Here is a 19192-nt window from a genome sequence, read left to right as displayed (position 1 = left end):
TCCCCCAGCAGCAAGGGTCCACGCGATATTGCGACTGCCGCAGTGCACAAAAAAAGATCCTTGATTTCATGCTTGGATCGTTCTAAAAGGCAAGTCGTATCACGTTTATCGACTGTTTATGTCGCGTATCGTCGCACCTGGGAAATCGATGTCACACGGATGACATCTCGCATGTCGAGCGAACGCGGTGTCGGGGGGATCTGTCCATCGCGTTGGACCATTCAGGCCTGTTTTTCAACGTTCGGAGGGGGCTACATGCAGCACTCACACTTTCACCGTAGTGCCATGGCGAGTGCGCTCGCGCTGGCGCTGTTTTCGCCGTTGACCGCGCTGGCCCAAGCGCAGGACGCGCCGCAACCGCCACCCGCAGAACAGGCCGACCCGTCCGCCCCGGCCGGTTCCGATGGAAACGCGAGGACGCTCGATGCGGTCACGGTCACCGGTTCGCGCATCAAGCGCGCGGAAGTCGAAGGCCCGGCGCCGGTGACGATCATCACCGGCGCCCAGATCATGAAGGAAGGCTTCACCACGGTCTACGAAGCGCTCGGCTCGCTCACCGAGGTCACCGGCAACGTGCAGAACGACTACGACTGGGGCCAGAGCTCGGTCAATGCCAGCCCGCTCAACCTGCGCAACCTCGGCCCCGGCCGCAGCTTGCTGCTGATCAACGGCCACCGCGTGGCCGACTACCCGATGCCGTACCAGGGCAAGAGCAACTTCGCCAACTACAACAACATCCCCACCGGCATCGTCGATCGCATCGAGGTGCTCTCCAGCGGCGCCTCGGCGATCTACGGTTCCGACGCGGTGGCCGGCGTGGTCAACGTCATCCTGAAGAAGGACATCGAGGGCGACACCCTGCGCGCGCGCTACGGCACCACCACCGAGGGCGGACGCGACGTACGCGATGTCTCCTGGTCCGGCGGCCGGCACGGCGAGGACTGGAGCATCGCCTACACGATGCAGTACTTCGACCGCAAGCCGCTGTGGTCGCACGAACGGCCCTTCATGGACGAGGAGTCCGATTCGCCGCGCCGCAACTGGACCTACGGCGGCGTGCAGCAGAATGCCGCGACGAACACACCGCAAGCCGGCATCCGTCTGCTCGACGTGACCAACAATGTACGGCTCAGGCCGCCGACCGGCGCCTGCGACCAGTTCGGCGGCGACTTCTACGAGCACAACCGCATCACGTACAACGATTTCAACGGTGCGCAGACCGACACCGGCTGGCAGTGCGCCAACCGTTCCGCGTTCCAGCACTGGACGCTGCGCAATGCCAGCAAGGACCTCTCGCTCTATCTGTACGGCACCAAGCAGTTCGGCAGCGTCGAAGCCTGGGCGACCTACGGGTACTGGGATTCGACCGGCAAGAGCAATACCTTCATGCCGGCCTGGGCCAGCCAGGATTACATCGACCGCGACAGCGGCCAGCGACGCAACCTGCTGCGCTACTTCATACCGGGCGAGATCGGCGGCGAAGACCATGCGCTGACCAAGTCCAAGGAGACGAACTGGGATTTCAGCGTCGGCCTGCGTGGCACCGTCTTCAGTGATCGCTTCGACTGGGAAGTGATGGCCGGTCGCGCCGAATACGAGATCCAGGAGCTTTTCCCGATCATCCACAACACGCGTGCCACGGAATTCTTCCTGGGCCCGTCACTGGGCACCGATGCGGCGAGCGGCCTGCAGATCCATGCCCCCGACTACAACCGGCTATGGAATCCGATGTCCCCCAGCGACTATGAAGGTGTCCGCGCCGTCGGCGACAAGAAGTCGCGCACCTGGCTCACCCAGGCGAGCGCCGTACTCAGCGGCGATCTGTTCGAAGGCTGGGCGGGCCCGATCGGCTTCGCTGGCGTGCTGGAAGCGGCGGAGCAGGGCTACAAGCTGAGCCCCGATCCCAACACCATGGGCCTCAACCCCGTGTACGAAACGCCGTTCGGCAACGTCGAGACGGGCGGCGGCGAGCGCAAGCGCTATGCGGCGGGCGTGGAGTTCAAGATCCCGTTGCTCAAGAGCCTGACGTTGTCGGCCGCCGGCCGCTACGACCGCTACGACGCCGTTGCCGACGATGCCGCCAACACCTACAACGTGGGTCTGGAGTGGCGCCCGTTCTCCACCTTGCTGCTGCGCGGCAGCTACGCCACCAGCTTCCGCGCGCCGGACATGCACTACGTCTATGCCGATCCCAGCGAAAGCGTGGCCGACCAGGTCGACTACCGGACCTGCCTGACGGATCCCAATCGTCAGACCAGCAACTGCCCCGGTGGCGATGGCGACCCGTACCACATCGATAATCCGCTGATCGCGCGGCAGGGCTCCGAAAACCTGTTGTACGAAACCGGCGACTCGCTCACCTACGGCTTCGTCTGGGATGCGTTCGAGAACTTCTCGGTCGGCGTCGATTACTGGCGGATCAGCCTCGAGGATGCGATCGACGACGTCGGCCCCGACCAGGTGTTGCTGGACGAGGCCTATTGCATCACCGGGCAGCAGCCCGCCGACAAGCCGGCGCGGACGCCGCCCAGCCAGGCGCTGTGCGAACTGCAGCTCAGCCGCGTGACGCGCGACGCCAACGGCGTGGTCACCCGCGTCGAGATCGGCCCGATCAATCGCGCCAGGCAAAGCGTGAGCGGCGTGGACCTGGCTTCGCGTTACAGCCTGCAGACCGGGCGCTGGGGCACGTTCGATTTCGCGCTGAACTATACCCAGCAGCTGACCTACAAGGTCGCCCAGTTCCCGGGCGATCTGTTCGAGAACACCCGCGACCGGGAGCGCCAGATCCGCTATCGCGGCCGCGCCAGCGCGACCTGGACCCTGGATCCCTGGACCGCGGTGCTGTACGTGGATTGGACCGCAGGTACCCGCAGCGACCGCTTCGGCGGTTGCACCGCGCTGCCCAACGGTTTCCGCCCGGATGTGGCCACCGATTGCACGGACCTGCGCACGAACGCGGCAGGCGAGCGCAGCATCAGTTACGGGCAGCAGAGCGAACTGGTGGAGTACTACAACCAGGACAGGTTCTATTGGAATGCCAGCCTGGGCTACCAGGCCACGGACGCGTTGCGCCTGAACTTCTACGTCAACAACATCCTCGACGATCACTACCAGGACAAGTGGTGCGGTGGCTTCGCCTATTGCGTGGCCAATCCGGTGGGCCGCGAAGTGGCGGCGGAGGTCGTGTACCGGTTCGATTGATGCGGTGGCTGGAGCCGCAGTACGAACAAGGAGCCCGGCTTGGCCGGGCTCTTTTTTTGCGGCGTGATTGGGTCGGTCGCGCGTGGCGCCGCAGTCCCGCCGCGCAGGCCTAGCGCCAGGGCCAGAGCGGCTGGACGCCGGTATGGCAGCCGAGGCGCTGTTCCAAATCCGCAATCCCGACTCCCCCATCCCCGCTCAAAGCGCACTGCCCGGACGCACCTTCAACGTCTGCGCTTCGGCGGCGCAGTCCTTTCGGGGCGTCAGGCCGTGCGCGCGGGCGTCGGCGATGTCGCGGCGCGCGGCGTCCAGGTCGGCGCGGAACTGCGGGTTGCCATGCAGCCTGGCCACCGTCGCCGCGGCGACCGGGTAGCTGGCGAGCACGTCGCTCTGCCAGTGCACGTTGCAGACGATGCGGCTTTCGCCGTAGCTGCGCCCGCGCGCGATCAGCGCATCGCTGCGCGCGGGATCGGCCTCGCCGAGCACCTGCGCCCAGGCCCAGCCGATCGCGGTGTGGCCGGACGGATACGAGCCGTTCGGGCGCAACGCGGCTTCGTCGCCGGGCGTGCAGGTGGGCTGGCCGTTGTCCATGAACGGACGCGGCAGGTGGTAATGGGCCTTGGCCGCTTCCGCGGCGTCGCCGGCATCGACCGCCACGCGCTGCAGCAGCCGGTACAGGTGCGGGGTGCGCTGCGCGCTGATCTCGATGCCGAGCGGGCAGCTGAAATGGTTGGCGGCGGCGGGGAAGCCCAGTTCCGCGTCCTGCGCCGCCAGCGCGAAGCGTGGCGTGCCGCGCAGGGCCAGCGCCTCGCGATCGACCGTCTCGTCCAGTGTGCGCCCGGCCGAGCCCTTCGCCGGCGGCGGCGGCACCAGCGACACGCTGTCCGGTAGCTGCGCCGGCGCCAGGTAGCCGCGCACGGCATCGCCGGCCATCGCGGGCGCCGCCGATCGGGCGCCCGCCAGCAGCGGCGTGGCCACGGCGGCAGACAGCGCCACAAGCATCGCGGCGCGCAGGGGACGGCGGAGAACGGAACGGGAACCAACCATGGGGAATCCAGTGCGCAGCGGGGGAGTGCGCATCTGAATCCTGCGACATGACAGTTCGCACCACCGCCCGCGGCGCGTACAGCGGGCGTACGGCATGCCTCGCCATGAACCTGGGCGGTGTTGCGGGTCCGGCGCGGGCGGCGCCCGCGAATCCCCAATCCCCCAATCCCCGCTCAAAGCGCCTCGGCCGGGCGCACCGCCAGCACCTGCGCCTGTGCCGCGCAGCCCTGCGCAGGCACCGGTCCCTGCACGCGTGCGCGCGCGATCTCGCCGCGCGCGGCCTGCAGGTCGGCGCGGAAGGCGGGGTCGTCGTGCAGCCGCGCCACGGCGGCCGCGCCCATGAAGCGGCCGGCGAGCACGTCGCTGTGCCAGTGCACGTTGCAGACCAGCCGGCTCTCGCCGTAGTTGCGGCCGCGCGCGATCAACGCATCGGCGCGGTCCGGCGCGATTTCGCTCAGGATCAGCGCCCAGGCCCAGCCGATCGCGCTGTGCCCGGAGGGATAGGACCCGCTGTCGCGCAGGCCGGGCTCGTCGTCGGGCGTGCAGGTGGGCTGCTGGTTGCGCATGAACGGCCGCGCGCGCGCGTAGTGGCGCTTGGCCGCCCTGGTCGCGGCGCTGGCGTCGATGCGGCTGCGCTCGAGCAGCGCATACAGATGCGGGGTGCGCTGCGCGCTGGGCGCCACGCCCAGCGCGCAGGCGAACTGGCCGGCGCCGGCGGGAAAGCTCAGGTCGGCGTCGCGCGCGGCCTGCTGCCAGCGCGCGCTGCCGCGCAATGCCAGCGCCTGGCGGCTGACCGCCTGGTCGAGGGCGAAGCCGGCGCTGCCGTCGGCCGGCGGCGGCGGGAGCAGCGACAGGCTGGCCGGTACCGCGGCCGGGGCGAGGTAGCCGATCGCCTTGTCCGGCTCGGCCGCGGCCATTGCCGTGGCCGGCACTGCCGGATCGCGCGCGGCCGGCGTGCTGCACGCGGCCAGGGCGAGCGCCAGCAGGGCAAGGGCGGCGGGACGGAAGCGGAAGCCGGGTGGCGCGGACATGCGAGCTCGGGGCGGCGGCGACGGATCGGCCAGTGTAAGCGCGCGCTGCGCCAGGCCAGACCCTGCGGTGGCCCGGCCGCACGCATAGCCAGGGACGGACACCGCATGCCTTCCCCGGGCGCTGGACAGCGAGAGCGGCCTCGGTCACGACGGACGTCATCAGTAGGGCCTGACGCGACGGCTGCCCTGGGCCCGCCAGGGGCGCTCCCGCGACCCCTGCGGCCCTTGGGTTCAAGCGCTCCGGCAAGCCGTTCCGCAGCCGGATCCGAACACGTCGCGGGTCAGCCCGCGCTGCGCGAAGGCGATGCGGACCCGCGCCGGCGTCAGCCCTCGTCGCGCTCGGGCCGCGGCCGAAAGCGCAGCACCACGCCGTGCTGCGGCGACGGCGGCTGCCACAGCACCGGCACCTGCGCCGGCGGCGGCGGTTCCAGTTCCTGGTCCAGCGGCAGCAGCTCCGCGTCGTCCTCGTCCTCCCAGCTGTAGCGCTTGCGCGGCGGCAGCGGATCGCGGTGGCGCAGCAGCAGCGCGGCGACCACCCCGCCCAGCGCGCCGCCCAGGTGCGATTGCCAGGACACCCCGGCCTCGTGCGGCAGCACGGTCAGCAGCATGCCGCCGTAGAACAGGAACGCGATCATGCTCGCGGCGATCGCCGCGCGGTCGCGGCGCAGCAGGCCGAGCACGAACACCAGGAACAGCAGCCCGTGGGCGACGCCGCTGGCGCCCAGGTGGTGGCTGCCGATGTCGCCGAGCAGCCATGCGCCCAGCCCCGAGCCCAGCCACAGCAGCGGCAGCCCCATGGCCGTGGCGCGCGGGTACACGCTGCCGGCCAGCGTGCCCAGGATCAGCAGCGCGCCGGCGTTGGCCGCCAGGTGCTCCAGCGAACCGTGCAGCAGCGGCGCGGTCAGCAACCCCGGCAGGCCGCCGCTCTCCAGCGGCCCCACCGACCACAGGCGCCAGTCGAACTGGCCCTGGCTGGCGAACACCGCCACCAGCAGCAGCACGAACCCCAGGCTGACGTTGAAGGCGCGCAGGATCCGCGCGCGGTCGAAGCGCCCCTGCGCCTGCGCGTCGTCGGCAGGCGGGGGCAGCGGCAGGGAAGAAGTGTCCATACCGCCTGGATGGCGACGCCTTGCGGCTTTGGCAAGGCATGACCGATGGGAGGGACTGGCCACGCACGCGGGACAATCCGCGTGCGCGGGGTCCGCCCGCTCAGTGCGCCGGCTTGGCCGGGCGCATCAGGCTCAGCGCCACGGTCGCGCCGATCACCAGCGCCACCGCCGCCAGCGACACCAGCACCGGGATCTTGTACAGGTCCACGATCAGCATCTTGATGCCGATGAACACCAGCACGATCGCCAGCCCGTACGGCAGCAGGTGGAAGCGGTCGGCCATGCCGGCCAGCAGGAAGAACATCGCGCGCAGGCCGAGCACCGCGAACACGTTGGAGGTCAGCACGATGAACGGGTCGGTGGTGATCGCGAAGATCGCCGGGATGCTGTCCACCGCGAAGATCACGTCGGTGATGGCGATCAGCATCAGCACCGCGAACAGCGGCGTGTACCAGCGCCTGCCTTCCTGCACCACGCTCAGCGCGTTGCCGTGGTACTGCGGGGTCAGGCGCAGGTGCCGGCGCATGAAGCGCAGCACCGGGTTGGCTTCCAGGTCCGGCTCCTTGCCCGCGGAGAACCACATCTTGATGCCGGTCAGCAGCAGGAACGCGCCGAACACGTACAGCAGCCAGTGGAACTTGGTCAGCAGCACCGAGCCGGCGAAGATCATGATCGCGCGCAGCACGATGGCGCCGAGCACGCCGATCACCAGCACGCGCTGGCGCTGCTCCTCGGGCACGGCGAAGTAGCCCATGATCATCAGGAACACGAAGATGTTGTCGACCGCCAGCGACTTCTCCACCAGGTAGCCGGTCAGGAACTCCAGCGCGTACTGGTTGCCGGCGACCACGCCGGCGGTCTCGCGCAGGTACCACCACAGCCCGGCGTTGAACGCCAGCGCCAGCGCGATCCAGCCCAGGCTCCACCACAGCGCTTCCCTGAAGGTGACCTTGTGCGGCCCGCCGTGGCGCATCAGCACCAGGTCGGCGAGCAGCGCCACCACCACCACGACCGCGAAGCCGGTCCACAACCAGACGTTGCCTATCGTTTCCATTGTTGTTCCCGTCAGTGAAAGTTGAACCTCGGGCCGCAGGCGGCGGAGGTATCCGGGAGGAAACGAGTGATCGTTCCGATAGGGTGCCTTCGCCGCTGCGGCGAAGGTCTCGCTCGCAGCCGGCGGACCGGCTGCCGTTGCACCGGAGCCTGCGGGCTCGAAATGACGGCGACAACGTTGGGAGCTACTCCCCTTCTGGGGGCCATTCTTGCGGCAAGCGGCGGTGCCGTCAATCCGGGCGGATACAATGGCGTTCATGAATACCCCCCTGCCCGTAGTACGCCTCAAGAACGCCTGGCGCTCCAGCCATCCGTGGATCTTCCAGAAACTGGTCGAAAAGCCCGCCGCCAAGCCCAAGCCGGGCAGCCTGGTCGACGTGGTCGGCGTGGACGGCGAGTGGATCGGCCGCGGTTTCTACAACGGCCATTCGCGCATCGCCGTGCGCATCCTCGAGACCCATCCGGACATCGCGGTGGACGAGGCCTGGTTCGCGCGCAAGATCGCCGCGGCGACTTCGCTGCGCCGCGACGTGCTGAAGCTCGACGCGGTGTCCGACGCCTGGCGCGTGGTGCATGCCGAAGGCGACGGCCTGTCCGGGCTGGTCGTGGACCGCTACGGCGACCTGCTGGTGGTGGAGTTCTTCAGCGCCGGCATGTTCCGCCACCGCGAATGGATCTACGCCGCGCTGCGCGCGCAGTTCCCCGGCGCGCGTTTCTACAGCTTCGCCGAGGAGCACGTGCAGAAGCAGGAGAGCTTCGACTACCGGCCGGTATCCAGCCAGGGCGACACGCCGGAGCCTGCGATCATCAGCGAGTACGGCGTGCGCTTCCGCGCCGATCCGGCCGGCGCGCACAAGACCGGCTTCTTCGCCGACCAGCGCGAGAACCGCGAATGGCTGAGCCGGCAGGTGGCCGGCAAGCGCGTGCTCGACCTGTGCTGCAACACCGGCGGCTTCGGCGTCTACGCCAAGGTGCGCGGCGCCGAGGAGGTGGTCGGCGTGGACATCGACGAGGACGTGCTCAGCATCGCCAAGGGCAACGCCAAGCTCAACGACGTGAAGCTGAAGTTCGTGCAGGCCGACATCTTCCCGTACCTGCGCGACGCCGCCGCGCGCGGGGACCTGTACGACGTGGTGATCCTGGACCCGGCGAAGATGACCCGCGACCGCGAGCAGGTGATCCCGGCGCTGAAGAAGTACCTGGACATGAACAAGCTGGCGCTGGGCGTGGTCAAGCCCGGCGGCCTGTTCGCCACCTTCTCCTGCACCGGGCTGGTCGCCGAGCAGGAGTTCCTGGACATGCTGCGCCGCGCCGCGTACTTCTCCGGGCGCACCATCCAGATCCTGAAGGTGGCCGGCGCCGGCGCCGACCACCCGTTCATGGCCCACGTGCAGGAATCGCGCTACCTGAAGGCGGTGTTCTGCCGCGTGCTGGACTGAGCTGGCACCGGCGTTCGGCACCGCAGGCCTCCACGCCTGGAAACCGGCCGCGTTCGCCGCGGCCGGGCGCCTGACCCGCCTGCCGCGCGATCGCGCGAGCCGTAGCCGTAGCCGGCTGCGGCGTGCCCGATCCGCGCGGCAGTCCTTCCACTGCACTGCCGCGCACGCGCCGCATCCATGCCTGGATAACCAGCATCCGCCGTGCCGCGCATGCCGGCCGATGTGCGCGGATGCGCCGCTGCCGCGCCGCGCGGCGACCGCGGTGCGGCGCGTGGCCGCCTGCCGTTGGCCCGCGCCGATGCGGGCACTGCCGCAACCCGTGCCGCCATGGGCGAAGGATCCCGCGCGCCGCGTGGTTGCGGCTGCGCTGCAGATGCCGGCGGGGGTATCGCGAGAGACGACGCGATCGCTTCGTAGCCAGCGCCGCGAAGCCGGCCACGCTGCATTTGTCTACGGCGGCGAATCGATACATCCGATACGGATAATCGCGCTGCCTTTTGCGTGAATGGCGCCGCCACGCCATCCGTTTTCGCGCGATGCGCAGCCTGATAACGCTTACAGCGAAACGCGGTTTTTCCCGCCGTATCTATGGCTGGGCCGGATTGCTGCGGCGCACGGTGACAAGCGCTGTCATACGGTATTAGGTTTGTGTCGCTGTTTTGGTAGCGCTATCAATTCGGGTCGCGTGGCGACCTGCGCCAGCCTCGCGGCCGGGCGCGGGCAACCTCGCCGCACGGCCTTCCGATCCGGGTTGTGCATCGACATTCGCGTTAACGGCTCGCTGTCGCCAGCGTCCGGTTGCAAGCGGGCGCTGGTCGCCCGCCCGGCGCCCTCGGGGGAAGGCGCGTTTCATCCATCGATCAAGTGAAGGGGATCACATGAAGGCTTGCAGCTTTCCGCGTCACGTACCAGGGACGGCCTCGGCGACGGCGACAGCCGCGTCGCACGCCGCATGCGTTGTCCGTTCGATTCCAGCACCGAGGGCATTCTGATGCGTCATCCGTTTAGGAGTTTCAGGTCCAGGGCCATGTTCACCTTCGTCGGCGGGGTGCTGGTCATCAACCCGGCGTTCGCCCAGGACGCGCAGGCGCCGCAAACGCAGGCGCAACAGGCGCCGCAGACCTCCAGCGCTTCCGACCAGGCCACCACGCTCGACACGGTCACCGTCACCGGCATCCGCAGCAGCCTCAACCAGTCGATGGGGATCAAGCGCGATGCCGCCGGCGTGGTCGATGCGATCAGCGCCGAGGACATCGGCAAGTTCCCCGACACCAACCTGGCCGAGTCGCTGCAACGCATCACCGGCATCTCGATCGAGCGCCGCGACGGCGAAGGTGCGCAGGTCACCGCGCGCGGCTTCGGCCCGCAGTTCAACTCGGTCACCCTCAACGGCCGCCTGATTCCCGGTGCCGACGCCTTCGGCGCGCCCGGCCAGGTGCCGATCGGCGGCGTGGACGGCGGCACCCGCGCGTTCAACTTCGCCCAGCTCGCGGCCGAGGCGATCACCGGCATCGAGGTGTACAAGACCAGCCGCGCCAACGCGCCCAGCGGCGGCATCGGCGCCACCATCAACATCCTCACCGACCGCCCGTTCAACCACCAGGGCCTGGTGGCCAGCGCCGGCGCCAAGGCCGCGTACGACGAATCGCAGCCGTTCGACAACAAGATCACGCCGGAGGTGTCCGGCATCTTCAGCTACACCAACCCGGACAAGACCTGGGGCATCGGCCTGAGCGGCAGCTACCAGAAGCGCCGCGGCGGCTCGGTGCAGGCCACCGAGAACGCCTGGAACATCCAGCGCTGGACCGGCACCGACCCGGCGCTGCGCCCGGACGCCAACGTGCAGAACGCGCCGCAGATCGGCCAGCTCTACGCCATGCCCAACGACCTGCGCTACGCCTTCGCCGACTTCGAGCGCGAGCGGCTCAACGGCCAGGCGGTGGTGCAGTTCGCGCCGACCGACGCGCTGACCCTGACCCTGGACTACACCTACTCGGCCAACGAGATCCGCGAGGACCGCGGCGAGCAGGGCATCTGGCTGCAGCGCGCCAACAGCTTCACCGACCTGGTGTTCGACACCGGACAGGCGGTGGCCACGCCGGTGTACCTGCGCGACGTGCCCAACGGCGCCAAGGACTTCGGCATGGAGCAGCAGCGCAACATGCAGAAGTACAAGCTCGGCTCGCTGGGCTTCAACGCCGACTGGCAGGCCAGCGACCGCCTGCGCCTGAGCTTCGATGCGCACAACTCCAAGACCGAGAGCCTGCCCAACGATCCGGTCACCGGCGGCAGCGCCACCTACTTCAGCCTGGCCGGCACCAACAACTGCACCGGCGGCGCGCATTGCGGCGGGCAGTGGGGCCAGGAGCTGTGGTTCAACAACAGCCTGCCGATCGGCGCACGCACCTGGTACCCGACCGCGGCCGATTCGATCGCCGGCACCAACGGCGTGGTCAACCCGGACTTCACCCCGGCCGAGCTCGGCTCGCAGGTGCTGCGCATCTACTACCAGAGCCAGGTGACGGAGGTGAAGGAAGGGCGCGTCGATGGCCAATGGGACTTCGACGACGGCCGCTTCCAGTTCGGCGTGAACAGCGCCAAGACGACGATGCACCGGCGCATCAGCGACACCAACTCGACGCTGGGCGACTGGAGCGTGGCCAACGCCGGCAACGAGCCGGGCATGGTCGAGTTGCTGCAACCGGTCGGCATCACCGGCATGTTCGACGACTTCAACGCCTCCGGCGCCGCGCCGGGCGCCTGGCGCGGCAACGCCGACCAGCTGGCGCTGTGGGCGGGCGACGTCTATGGCGCGGCCACGCGCTACAACCCGCAGTTCAGCGCCGACAACCAGGTCGAGGAGAAGACCCGCGCCGCGTACATGCAGCTGGACTTCGACGGCGAACTCGGCGGCATGACCACCAACACCCGCATCGGCGTGCGCTACGAGAAGACCGACGTGGTCTCCACCTCGCAGATGGCGACCCCGACCGCGCTGCAGTGGCAGGCCAACAACGACTTCCGGCTGCTGCGCTCCACCGAGCTGCAACCGTTCAGCGAAAAGCACAGCTACAGCTACATCCTGCCGAACCTGGACTTCAGCATCAACTTCACCGAGGCGCTGAAAGGCCGTGCCTCGTTCGGGCAGAGCATCGCGCGCGCGCCGTACACCAACCTGCTCGCCGGGCCGACGCCGAACACGCCGGCCGGCTCGATCCTGGTCAACCCGTCCACGCGCGCCTCGGGCAATTCCGAGAACCCGAGCCTGGACCCGCTGGAATCGGACAACCTGGACCTGTCGCTGGAGTGGTACTTCGCCGACGCCAGCTACGTGTCGCTGACGTTCTGGGACAAGCGCGTGTCCAATTTCATCGGCACCAGCGTGACCCGCGAAACCATGTACGGGCTGACCGATCCGACCTCCGGGCCGGACGCGCAGGCGGCGCTGGCGTTCCTGCAGAGCGCGGCCTGCGCCGCGCAGGTCGGCGCGGCCGGCAACGACGTGGCGGCGGCGTGTTCGGCCAACGACACCTCGCTGTTCTCGGCGGTGGCGATGCTGCGCAATGCCGCGGCCACCGGCGGGCTGGGCGCCTACAACGGCAGCTCGGCGCAGACCCTGGCGCTGGAGAACGCCTACGATCTGGTCGGCGAGGCCGACGACCCGCTGTACGAGTTCGACGTGTCGCGCCCGGTCAACCAGAACAAGGCCAAGATCCATGGCTGGGAGCTGGGCGGGCAGTACTTCTTCGGCGATACCGGGTTCGGCGTGTACGCCAACTACACCGTGGTGGAGGGCGACGTCGGCTTCGACAACACGGTGCTGGAGCGCGATCAGTTCGCCCTGCTCGGCCTCAGCGACACCGCCAACGCCATGCTGATGTACGAGAAGTACGGCTGGAGCGGGCGCCTGGCCTGGAACTGGCGCGACGAGTACCTGATCGCGGCCAACCAGAACGGGTCCAACCGCAATCCGTACTACGTCGAGGCGTACCAGCAGCTGGACCTGAGCGTCAGCTACGCGATCACCGAGAACCTGTCGGTGGGCTTCGAGGCGATCAACCTCACCGGCGAGGACGTGCGCTGGCACGGGCGCTCGGACAAGCAGGTCATCCGCCTGCTCGACCAGAGCCCGCGCTACACGCTGGGCGTGCGCTACAACTTCTGACGCCGGCGCGCCGTCCGGCGCAGGCGGCCCGGACAGGCCGCCGCGCGCCGCGGCGGCCATCGCCTCCTTCGCGCCGCGCCGCGTCTTGCGGGCGCGGCGCTTTGCTGCAATGGTCGCCGTGGCGCGCGCCGCCGCGCCGCCCTGCCGGACGGGCGCCGGCACCGTCACCGAACCTTGCTGGAGCGCAGATGCCCCGCTACGAACTGCTCAACAACGTGACCCACGCCGACCTGCGGGTGATCCTGCGCTTCGGCCGCGAGTTCGGCGACGCCGCCGGCGTGGTGCAGGCATTCCCGACCGAATTCGCCGAGCTGCAGCGCGAGTACCCGATCTTCCTGCGCAAGGACGCCGACAGCGGCCAGTTCCAGGCGGTGGCGCTGCTGGGCTTCGAGCCGCAGGAGAACCTGTTCCTGCACGGTTCGCGCTGGAACGCCGCGTACCTGCCGGGGATCGTCGCCAAAGGCCCGTTCCTGATCGGTTTCCAGGAACAGCGCGGCGACGACGGCGCGCTGCGCCGCGAGCCGGTGATCCATGTCGACCTGGACCATCCGCGGGTGAGCCTGGAGGAGGGCGAGCGGGTGTTCCTGCCGCAGGGCGGCCACAGCCCGTACCTGGAGCACATCGTCACCGTGCTGCGCGGCATCCGCGACGGCGTGGAAGGCGGCGCGGCGATGTTCGCCGCCTACGACGCGCTGGGCCTGATCCAGCCGGTGCGCGTGGACGTCAAGCTCGACGACACCCACAACGTGAATCTCGCCGGCCTGTACGGCATCGACCGCGAGCGCCTGGCCGCGCTCGATGCGCCGTCGCTGCACCGGCTGCACCAGGCCGGCTACCTGGAAGGCGCGTACCTGCTGCTGGCGTCGCTGCACAACGTGCGCCGGCTGATGGCCGAGAAGCAGCGGCGGCTGCAGCAGGGCGGCGCCGAGCCGGCGCTGCCGGAGCGGGCGGCCTGATGACGCTGGCCGCCATCCCCGAGCGCGACTGCGCGCCGGGCGCGCTGCCGCTGCAGGAGCTGCTCGCCGCCGGCGAGCCGGCGGTGCTGCGCGGCGTGGCGCGCGACTGGGCGCTGGTCCAGGCCGGCCTGCGCGGCACCGGCGAGGCGATGGACCTGCTGCGCGGCCACGGCACCGGCCGCCCGCTGCAGTACTCCCACGGCGGCCCGGAGATCGCCGGCCGGCCGTTCTACAACGACGATTTCACCGAACTGAACTTCCAGGTGCGCCGCGGCGACCTGCACGGCCTGCTGGACGAGATCGCCGCGCACCTGGACGACCCGCGTCCGCCGGCCTACTACCTCGCCTCGCTGCCGGTGGACGAACACCTGCCGGGGTTGCGCGCCGGCAACGACCTCGACCTGGCCGCCCACGGCGTCGCATCGCAGCCGAGCATCTGGATCGGCAACCGCATCACCGCCTCGTGCCACTACGACGCGCCGAACAACCTGGCCTGCTGCGCGGTCGGCCGCCGCCGCTTCAGCGTGTTCCCGCCCGCGCAGATCGCCAACCTCTACCCGGGCCCGCTGGAACCCACGCCGGGCGGCCAGGTGGTCAGCGTGGTGGACTTCGCCGCGCCGGACCTGGAGCGCCATCCGCGCTTCGCGCAGGCGTTGGCGCACGGCCGCAGCGCCGTGCTCGAACCGGGCGATGCGATCTTCATCCCGGGCCTGTGGTGGCACCACGTCGAAGCGCTGGCGCCGTTCAACGTGCTGGTCAACTACTGGTGGAGCAGCGCGCCGGCGCACCTGCCGGCGCCGATGCAGGCGCTGTACCACGCCATGTGGGCGATCCGCGACCGGCCCGACGCGGAGAAGGCGGCGTGGCGGGAGGTGTTCGATTACTACGTGTTCGGCGCCTCCGATCGCGCCGGCGAGCACCTGCCGGCGCAGGCGCGGCACTTGCTCGGGCCGATCGACGACACGCTGGCGCGGCAGCTGCGCGCGATGCTGATCGCCAGGCTCAACCGATAGCGATGCGGCCGCCGAGCCGGCATCCACCACTGCAAGGAGTAGCGACACGATGGCCCAGATACGCAAGGTAGTGATCGCCGGCGGCGGCACGGCGGGATGGATCGCCGCGTGCGCGCTGACCCACCAGTTCCGCGACCTGCTGCAGGTCACGCTGATCGAATCGGAGCAGATCGGCACGGTCGGCGTCGGCGAATCCACCGTGCCGCCGATCCGCAGCTTCCACCGGTTCCTGCAGATCGACGAGCAGGAGTTCCTGCGCGCGGTGGCCGGCACCTTCAAGCTGTCCATCTCCTTCGAGAACTGGCGCCGGGACGGCGAGCGCTACATCCATCCGTTCGGCATCACCGGGCACGGCACGCTGGTGTGCGCGTTCCACCACTTCTGGCTGGAAGGGCTGCGCCGCGGCATGCCCGGCGAACTGGGCGACTACTGCCTGGAAACCGTGGCTTCGCGCGTGGACCGCTTCGCGCTGCCGCAACAGCCGGCGGTCAACTACGCCTACCACCTGGACGCGGGCCTGTATGCGCGCTTCCTGCGCCAGCGCGCCGAGCGCCAGGGGCTCACCCGCGTGGAAGGCAAGATCCAGCAGGTGCGCCAGCATGCCGACAGCGGCTTCGTCGAGGCGCTGGTGCTGGAAGACGGGCAGGTCATCGAAGGCGACCTGTTCATCGACTGCACCGGCTTCCGCGGCCTGCTGATCGAGCAGACCCTGCGCACCGGCTACGAGGACTGGAACCAGTGGCTGCCGTGCGACCGCGCGGTGGCGGTGCAGACCGAGGCGGTGGCCGCGCCGGTGCCCTACACCCGCGCCATCGCCCACGAGGCGGGCTGGCGCTGGCACATCCCGCTGCAGCACCGGGTCGGCTGCGGGCTGGTGTTCTCCGGCGCGCACCTGTCCGACGACGAAGCCCGCGCCAAGCTGCTGCGCGAGGTCGGCGCGCCGCCGATCAAGGAGCCGTGGCTGGTGCCGTTCCGCACCGGGCGCCGGCTCAAGGCGTGGAACAAGAACGTGGTCTCGCTGGGCCTGGCCAGCGGCTTCATCGAGCCGTTGGAATCGACCAGCATCCACCTGACCATTTCCGCCGTGGTGCGGCTGATCAACCTGTTCCCGACCGACCTGCTGCCCGGCGGCGGCATCGACCCGGCGACGGTGGACATCTACAACGACGTCAGCCGCGCCGAGATGGAGCACGTGCGCGATTTCATCATCCTGCACTACCACGCCACCCAGCGCGAGGAGCCGATGTGGCGGGCGTGCCGCGAGATGGCGCTGCCCGAATCGCTGCAGCTGCGGCTGCGCGCATGGCGCGAACGTGCCCATGCCTGGCAGGGCGGCGACGAGCTGTTCCGCGTCGATTCGTGGATCCACGTGCTGCTGGGGCAGGGCATCGTGTCCGGGCAGCACCACCTGCTGGCGCGCGCGCTGCCCGACCGGGAGCTGCGCCGGCTGTTCGACGCGATCCGCCAGCCGATCGACCAGGCGGTGGCGCAGATGCCGTCGCAGGACGCGTTCATCGCGCGCTACTGCGCGGCGGGCGAGGAGGTCTGGGGCCGCCGCACGGCCGGCGCGGGCGCCTAGCCCGTCAGCACGCAGCCGGTGCCGCGCCCGGTCGCATGCCGCCGCCGCGATGAAGCCTTGGAGACGTCCGATGGACAGCAACACAGACGAGGGACTGGCCACCGCCTGGGAGGCGCTGGACCTTCCCGGCAGGACCCTGGACCTGATCGACGAGACACAGGTGCAGACGCTGCGGTTCAACGCCGATGGCTGGGTGGCGGCCATCGTCGGCACCCGGCATGGGCCGCTGGCCGCGCCGCTGTGGCGCTGGCGGATCGACGCCGGCCGGCTGCTGCTGTTCGACTCGGCGCATGCGCATCCGCTCGAGGCGCTGAGCGCACCGCGCCTGCGGCATCGGATCGTGAGCGCCACCCGCGACGGCGGCGCGCCGGTTCGCTACACGCTTTCGCCGTAGCCGCACATCGGCACCGAGGACCGCAGCGCCAGGCGCGTCCGATCGAGGATCCGCGCACGGCCGCCGGCACCCGCGAATGCATCGGAATGGCGTCGCATCGATAAGGGTACGCGCTTGCGCAGTCGCCGCGCGCACGATGCGGCGAGGCACCAGGGCGCGCAGACCGCCGCACGCAGCGGCCGCGCAGCGCCGCTGCGCCAGCGCGGGCTATGATCGGGCCACTCCTTCGCAGAGAGGCGCCATGAAACTGCAGGCCTTGTGTCTTTCGCTGTCGCTGGTGGCCGCGCTGCCGGCGCAGGCCGCCGAGTTCACCCAGGCCGAGCTGGCGCGCGCACGCGCGCTGCAGCAGACGCTGGTGACGCTGGATTCGCATCTGGACACGCCGGCCAACTTCGAACGCGGCGACTTCGACATCATGGCCGCGCACGCCGGCAACCGGTTGGCGCAGGTGGACTACCCGCGGATGGTCGAAGGCGCGCTGGACGGCGGTTTCTGGGCGATCTACACCGGCCAGGGCGACCGCAGCGCGCAGGCGCACCTGGACGACCGCGATGCCGGCCTGCAGCGGCTGATGCGCATCCACCAGCTGCTGGCGGCGCATCCGCAGCAGTTCGCCGCGGCCACCACCGCGGCCGATGCGGCGCGGATCAAGGCCACGGGCAAGCGCATCGTCTACATCAGCATGGAGAACGCCAGCCCGCTGGTCGCCGATCCGTCGCTGCTGGGCTTCTACTACAAGCAGGGCCTGCGCCTGCTGAGCACCGTGCATTTCCTCAACAACGAATTCGCCGACTCGGCCACCGATCCGAAGGGCCCGCAATGGCACGGCCTCAGCCCGGCCGGCCGGCAGTTGGTGCGGCAAGCGCAGGCGCTGGGCATCGTCATCGACCAGTCGCATGCGTCCGATGCGGTGTTCGACCAGCTGATCGAGATGTCGCCGGTGCCGATCCTGCTCTCGCACAGCGGCGCGCGCGCACTGCGCGACCATCCGCGCAACCTGGACGATGCGCGGCTGAAGGTGCTGGCCCGGCACGGCGGCGTGATCCAGCTGAACTCCTACGGCGGCTACCTGATCGACACCCACGCCAGTCCCGAGCGCACCGCCGCGGAAAAGGCGCTGAGCGACAAGTACGGCGACGGGGAACACCTGAAGATCGCCGACGGCACCCGTTTGGCTGAGGAGATGAAGGCGCTGGATGCGCGCTATCCGGTGAAGCACGCCACGCTGGACGATTTCTTCGCGCACCTGGAGCACGTGCTGGCGCTGGTCGGGCCCGAGCACGTCGGCATCGGCATGGACTGGGACGGCGGCGGCGGCCTGGACGGCATGGAAGACGTGTCCGACCTGCCCAAGATCACCGCCTGGCTGCTGCGCAAGGGCTACAGCGAACGGCAGATCGCCGGCATCTGGGGCGGCAACGTGCTGCGGGTGCTGCAGCAGGCGCAGGACTACGCGGACAAGCAGGCGCGCACCCCGGCTTCCTGAGCGGCAGCGCGTCGACAATGGCGCGGGCGGCGCGTCCACGCGCATGCCGCGCGCCGCACCGAGGCGCTACGGCGCCTCCTCGTCGCGCCAGTGCCGCGGCGATGGGCCCGGCGCCAGCGGATAGCCGGAGAACGGCTTGACCTCGTCCATCAGGAACTGCGAGACGATCTTCTCCACGCCGTAGTCCCCGCCGAGCAGGTTGCGCGCGATGTCCTTCCAGTGGTGCACGTCGTGCACGATCACCCGCAGCAGGTAGTCGAACGGGCCGCTGACCCGGCTGGCCTCGACCACCTCCGGCATCGCCAGGATGCAGCGGTCGAAGTCGTTGAATTCGTGCAGCGCGTGCTGCTTGAACGACACCTGCGCCAGCACGATGGTCGCCGAACGGATCCGGTCCACCGCCACGTGCGCGCGGTAGCCGCGGATCAGCCCGCGCGCTTCCAGCGCGCGCACCCGCGCCAGGCACGCGCTGGGCGACAGGGCCACGCGGTCGGCCAGCGCCTGGTTGGTGATGCGCGCGTCCTGCTGCAGCACGTCGAGGATCTTCAGGTCGAGGCGGTCGGGGGTTCTGCTGGACATCCACGCAGGTTCGCAAGAAGGGCGGTGGCGCAATTTCCACGGAATCGCTCGGCATCGGCCGAAGATCCTGCGGTTGTTCGCATCCTAGCCCGCCGACCTTGCGGAGCGCCAGTCGCATTTCCCAGCCATTTCAGCGATTTGCC

Annotated in this window: 13 protein-coding genes; 8 read left to right on the top strand and 5 right to left on the bottom strand. The window is 69.6% G+C overall.

Translation table 11 applies throughout. The features are described from left to right. The first annotated feature begins 72 nt into the window (after window positions 1-72). Window positions 73-3201, top strand: a complete 3129-nt coding sequence (locus JR065_RS17145) for a TonB-dependent receptor plug domain-containing protein (RefSeq protein ID WP_206235541.1) — start codon at window positions 73-75, stop codon at window positions 3199-3201. 195 nt (window positions 3202-3396) lie between these two features. Here the strand turns inward: JR065_RS17145 and JR065_RS17140 are convergent, their stop codons facing one another. From JR065_RS17140 to JR065_RS17125, 4 genes are all read right to left on the bottom strand, one after another. Next, complete coding sequence (locus JR065_RS17140; protein WP_206235540.1) at window positions 3397-4245, bottom strand: acid phosphatase; 849 nt, start codon at window positions 4243-4245, stop codon at window positions 3397-3399. Window positions 4246-4418: 173 nt separating this feature from the next. Beyond that, window positions 4419-5276, bottom strand: coding sequence for an acid phosphatase (locus JR065_RS17135; protein ID WP_206235539.1), 858 nt, complete (start codon window positions 5274-5276; stop codon window positions 4419-4421). A gap of 323 nt (window positions 5277-5599) precedes the next feature. Beyond that, entirely contained in the window at window positions 5600-6385 is a 786-nt protein-coding gene (locus tag JR065_RS17130; protein ID WP_206235537.1) for a rhomboid family intramembrane serine protease, read from the bottom strand. Window positions 6386-6485: 100 nt separating this feature from the next. Next, window positions 6486-7439 (bottom strand): TerC family protein, encoded by a 954-nt coding sequence (locus tag JR065_RS17125; RefSeq protein WP_206235536.1) that lies wholly within the window; start codon window positions 7437-7439, stop codon window positions 6486-6488. 256 nt (window positions 7440-7695) lie between these two features. On the opposite strand from JR065_RS17125, the gene JR065_RS17120 reads away from it, so the two are divergent. The 7 genes from JR065_RS17120 to JR065_RS17090 all read left to right on the top strand — a co-directional run bounded on the left by JR065_RS17120 (window position 7696) and on the right by JR065_RS17090 (window position 18470). Further along, complete coding sequence (locus tag JR065_RS17120; RefSeq protein WP_206235535.1) at window positions 7696-8877, top strand: class I SAM-dependent rRNA methyltransferase; 1182 nt, start codon at window positions 7696-7698, stop codon at window positions 8875-8877. Window positions 8878-9868: 991 nt separating this feature from the next. Continuing rightward, complete coding sequence (locus JR065_RS17115) at window positions 9869-13042, top strand: TonB-dependent receptor (protein ID WP_206235533.1); 3174 nt, start codon at window positions 9869-9871, stop codon at window positions 13040-13042. Window positions 13043-13230: 188 nt separating this feature from the next. Then, window positions 13231-13998: a SapC family protein gene (locus JR065_RS17110; protein WP_206235532.1), complete on the top strand. Its 768-nt coding sequence runs from the start codon at window positions 13231-13233 to the stop codon at window positions 13996-13998. Continuing rightward, window positions 13998-15011 carry a cupin-like domain-containing protein gene (locus tag JR065_RS17105; RefSeq protein ID WP_206235530.1) on the top strand — a complete coding sequence of 338 codons (1014 nt, stop codon included), beginning with the start codon at window positions 13998-14000 and terminating at the stop codon, window positions 15009-15011. Before JR065_RS17110 ends, JR065_RS17105 begins: the two co-directional genes overlap by 1 nt. Before the next feature lie 49 nt (window positions 15012-15060). After that, window positions 15061-16590: a tryptophan halogenase family protein gene (locus JR065_RS17100; RefSeq protein WP_206235529.1), complete on the top strand. Its 1530-nt coding sequence runs from the start codon at window positions 15061-15063 to the stop codon at window positions 16588-16590. Window positions 16591-16660: 70 nt separating this feature from the next. Further along, window positions 16661-16984: a hypothetical protein gene (locus JR065_RS17095; RefSeq protein ID WP_206235528.1), complete on the top strand. Its 324-nt coding sequence runs from the start codon at window positions 16661-16663 to the stop codon at window positions 16982-16984. A gap of 241 nt (window positions 16985-17225) precedes the next feature. Next, a complete protein-coding gene (locus tag JR065_RS17090; protein WP_206235526.1) occupies window positions 17226-18470 on the top strand; it encodes a dipeptidase in 1245 nt (414 codons plus the stop codon). Window positions 18471-18536: 66 nt separating this feature from the next. Here JR065_RS17090 and JR065_RS17085 read toward each other — a convergent pair whose 3' ends face one another. Continuing rightward, the gene (locus JR065_RS17085; RefSeq protein WP_206235525.1) at window positions 18537-19049 is read right to left on the bottom strand and encodes an Lrp/AsnC family transcriptional regulator; all 513 of its coding nucleotides are present in this window, start codon (window positions 19047-19049) and stop codon (window positions 18537-18539) included. Window positions 19050-19192: the final 143 nt, after the last annotated feature.

Source organism: Xanthomonas sp. (genome assembly GCF_017163755.1).
Lineage (GTDB): Bacteria > Pseudomonadota > Gammaproteobacteria > Xanthomonadales > Xanthomonadaceae > Xanthomonas_A.
This window is presented reverse-complemented; position numbering and strand designations above follow the sequence as displayed.

What these genes read in the sequence shown, in the direction of transcription:
- JR065_RS17120 (WP_206235535.1), top strand. Translation starts at nt 7,696, where the DNA reads ATGAATACCCCCCTGCCCGTAGTACGCCTCAAGAACGCCTGGCGCTCC.
- JR065_RS17115 (WP_206235533.1), top strand. Translation starts at nt 9,869, where the DNA reads ATGCGTCATCCGTTTAGGAGTTTCAGGTCCAGGGCCATGTTCACCTTC.
- JR065_RS17085 (WP_206235525.1), bottom strand. Translation starts at nt 19,049, where the DNA reads ATGTCCAGCAGAACCCCCGACCGCCTCGACCTGAAGATCCTCGACGTG.
- JR065_RS17135 (WP_206235539.1), bottom strand. Translation starts at nt 5,276, where the DNA reads ATGTCCGCGCCACCCGGCTTCCGCTTCCGTCCCGCCGCCCTTGCCCTG.
- JR065_RS17100 (WP_206235529.1), top strand. Translation starts at nt 15,061, where the DNA reads ATGGCCCAGATACGCAAGGTAGTGATCGCCGGCGGCGGCACGGCGGGA.
- JR065_RS17125 (WP_206235536.1), bottom strand. Translation starts at nt 7,439, where the DNA reads ATGGAAACGATAGGCAACGTCTGGTTGTGGACCGGCTTCGCGGTCGTG.
- JR065_RS17140 (WP_206235540.1), bottom strand. Translation starts at nt 4,245, where the DNA reads ATGGTTGGTTCCCGTTCCGTTCTCCGCCGTCCCCTGCGCGCCGCGATG.
- JR065_RS17110 (WP_206235532.1), top strand. Translation starts at nt 13,231, where the DNA reads ATGCCCCGCTACGAACTGCTCAACAACGTGACCCACGCCGACCTGCGG.
- JR065_RS17095 (WP_206235528.1), top strand. Translation starts at nt 16,661, where the DNA reads ATGGACAGCAACACAGACGAGGGACTGGCCACCGCCTGGGAGGCGCTG.
- JR065_RS17090 (WP_206235526.1), top strand. Translation starts at nt 17,226, where the DNA reads ATGAAACTGCAGGCCTTGTGTCTTTCGCTGTCGCTGGTGGCCGCGCTG.
- JR065_RS17105 (WP_206235530.1), top strand. Translation starts at nt 13,998, where the DNA reads ATGACGCTGGCCGCCATCCCCGAGCGCGACTGCGCGCCGGGCGCGCTG.
- JR065_RS17130 (WP_206235537.1), bottom strand. Translation starts at nt 6,385, where the DNA reads ATGGACACTTCTTCCCTGCCGCTGCCCCCGCCTGCCGACGACGCGCAG.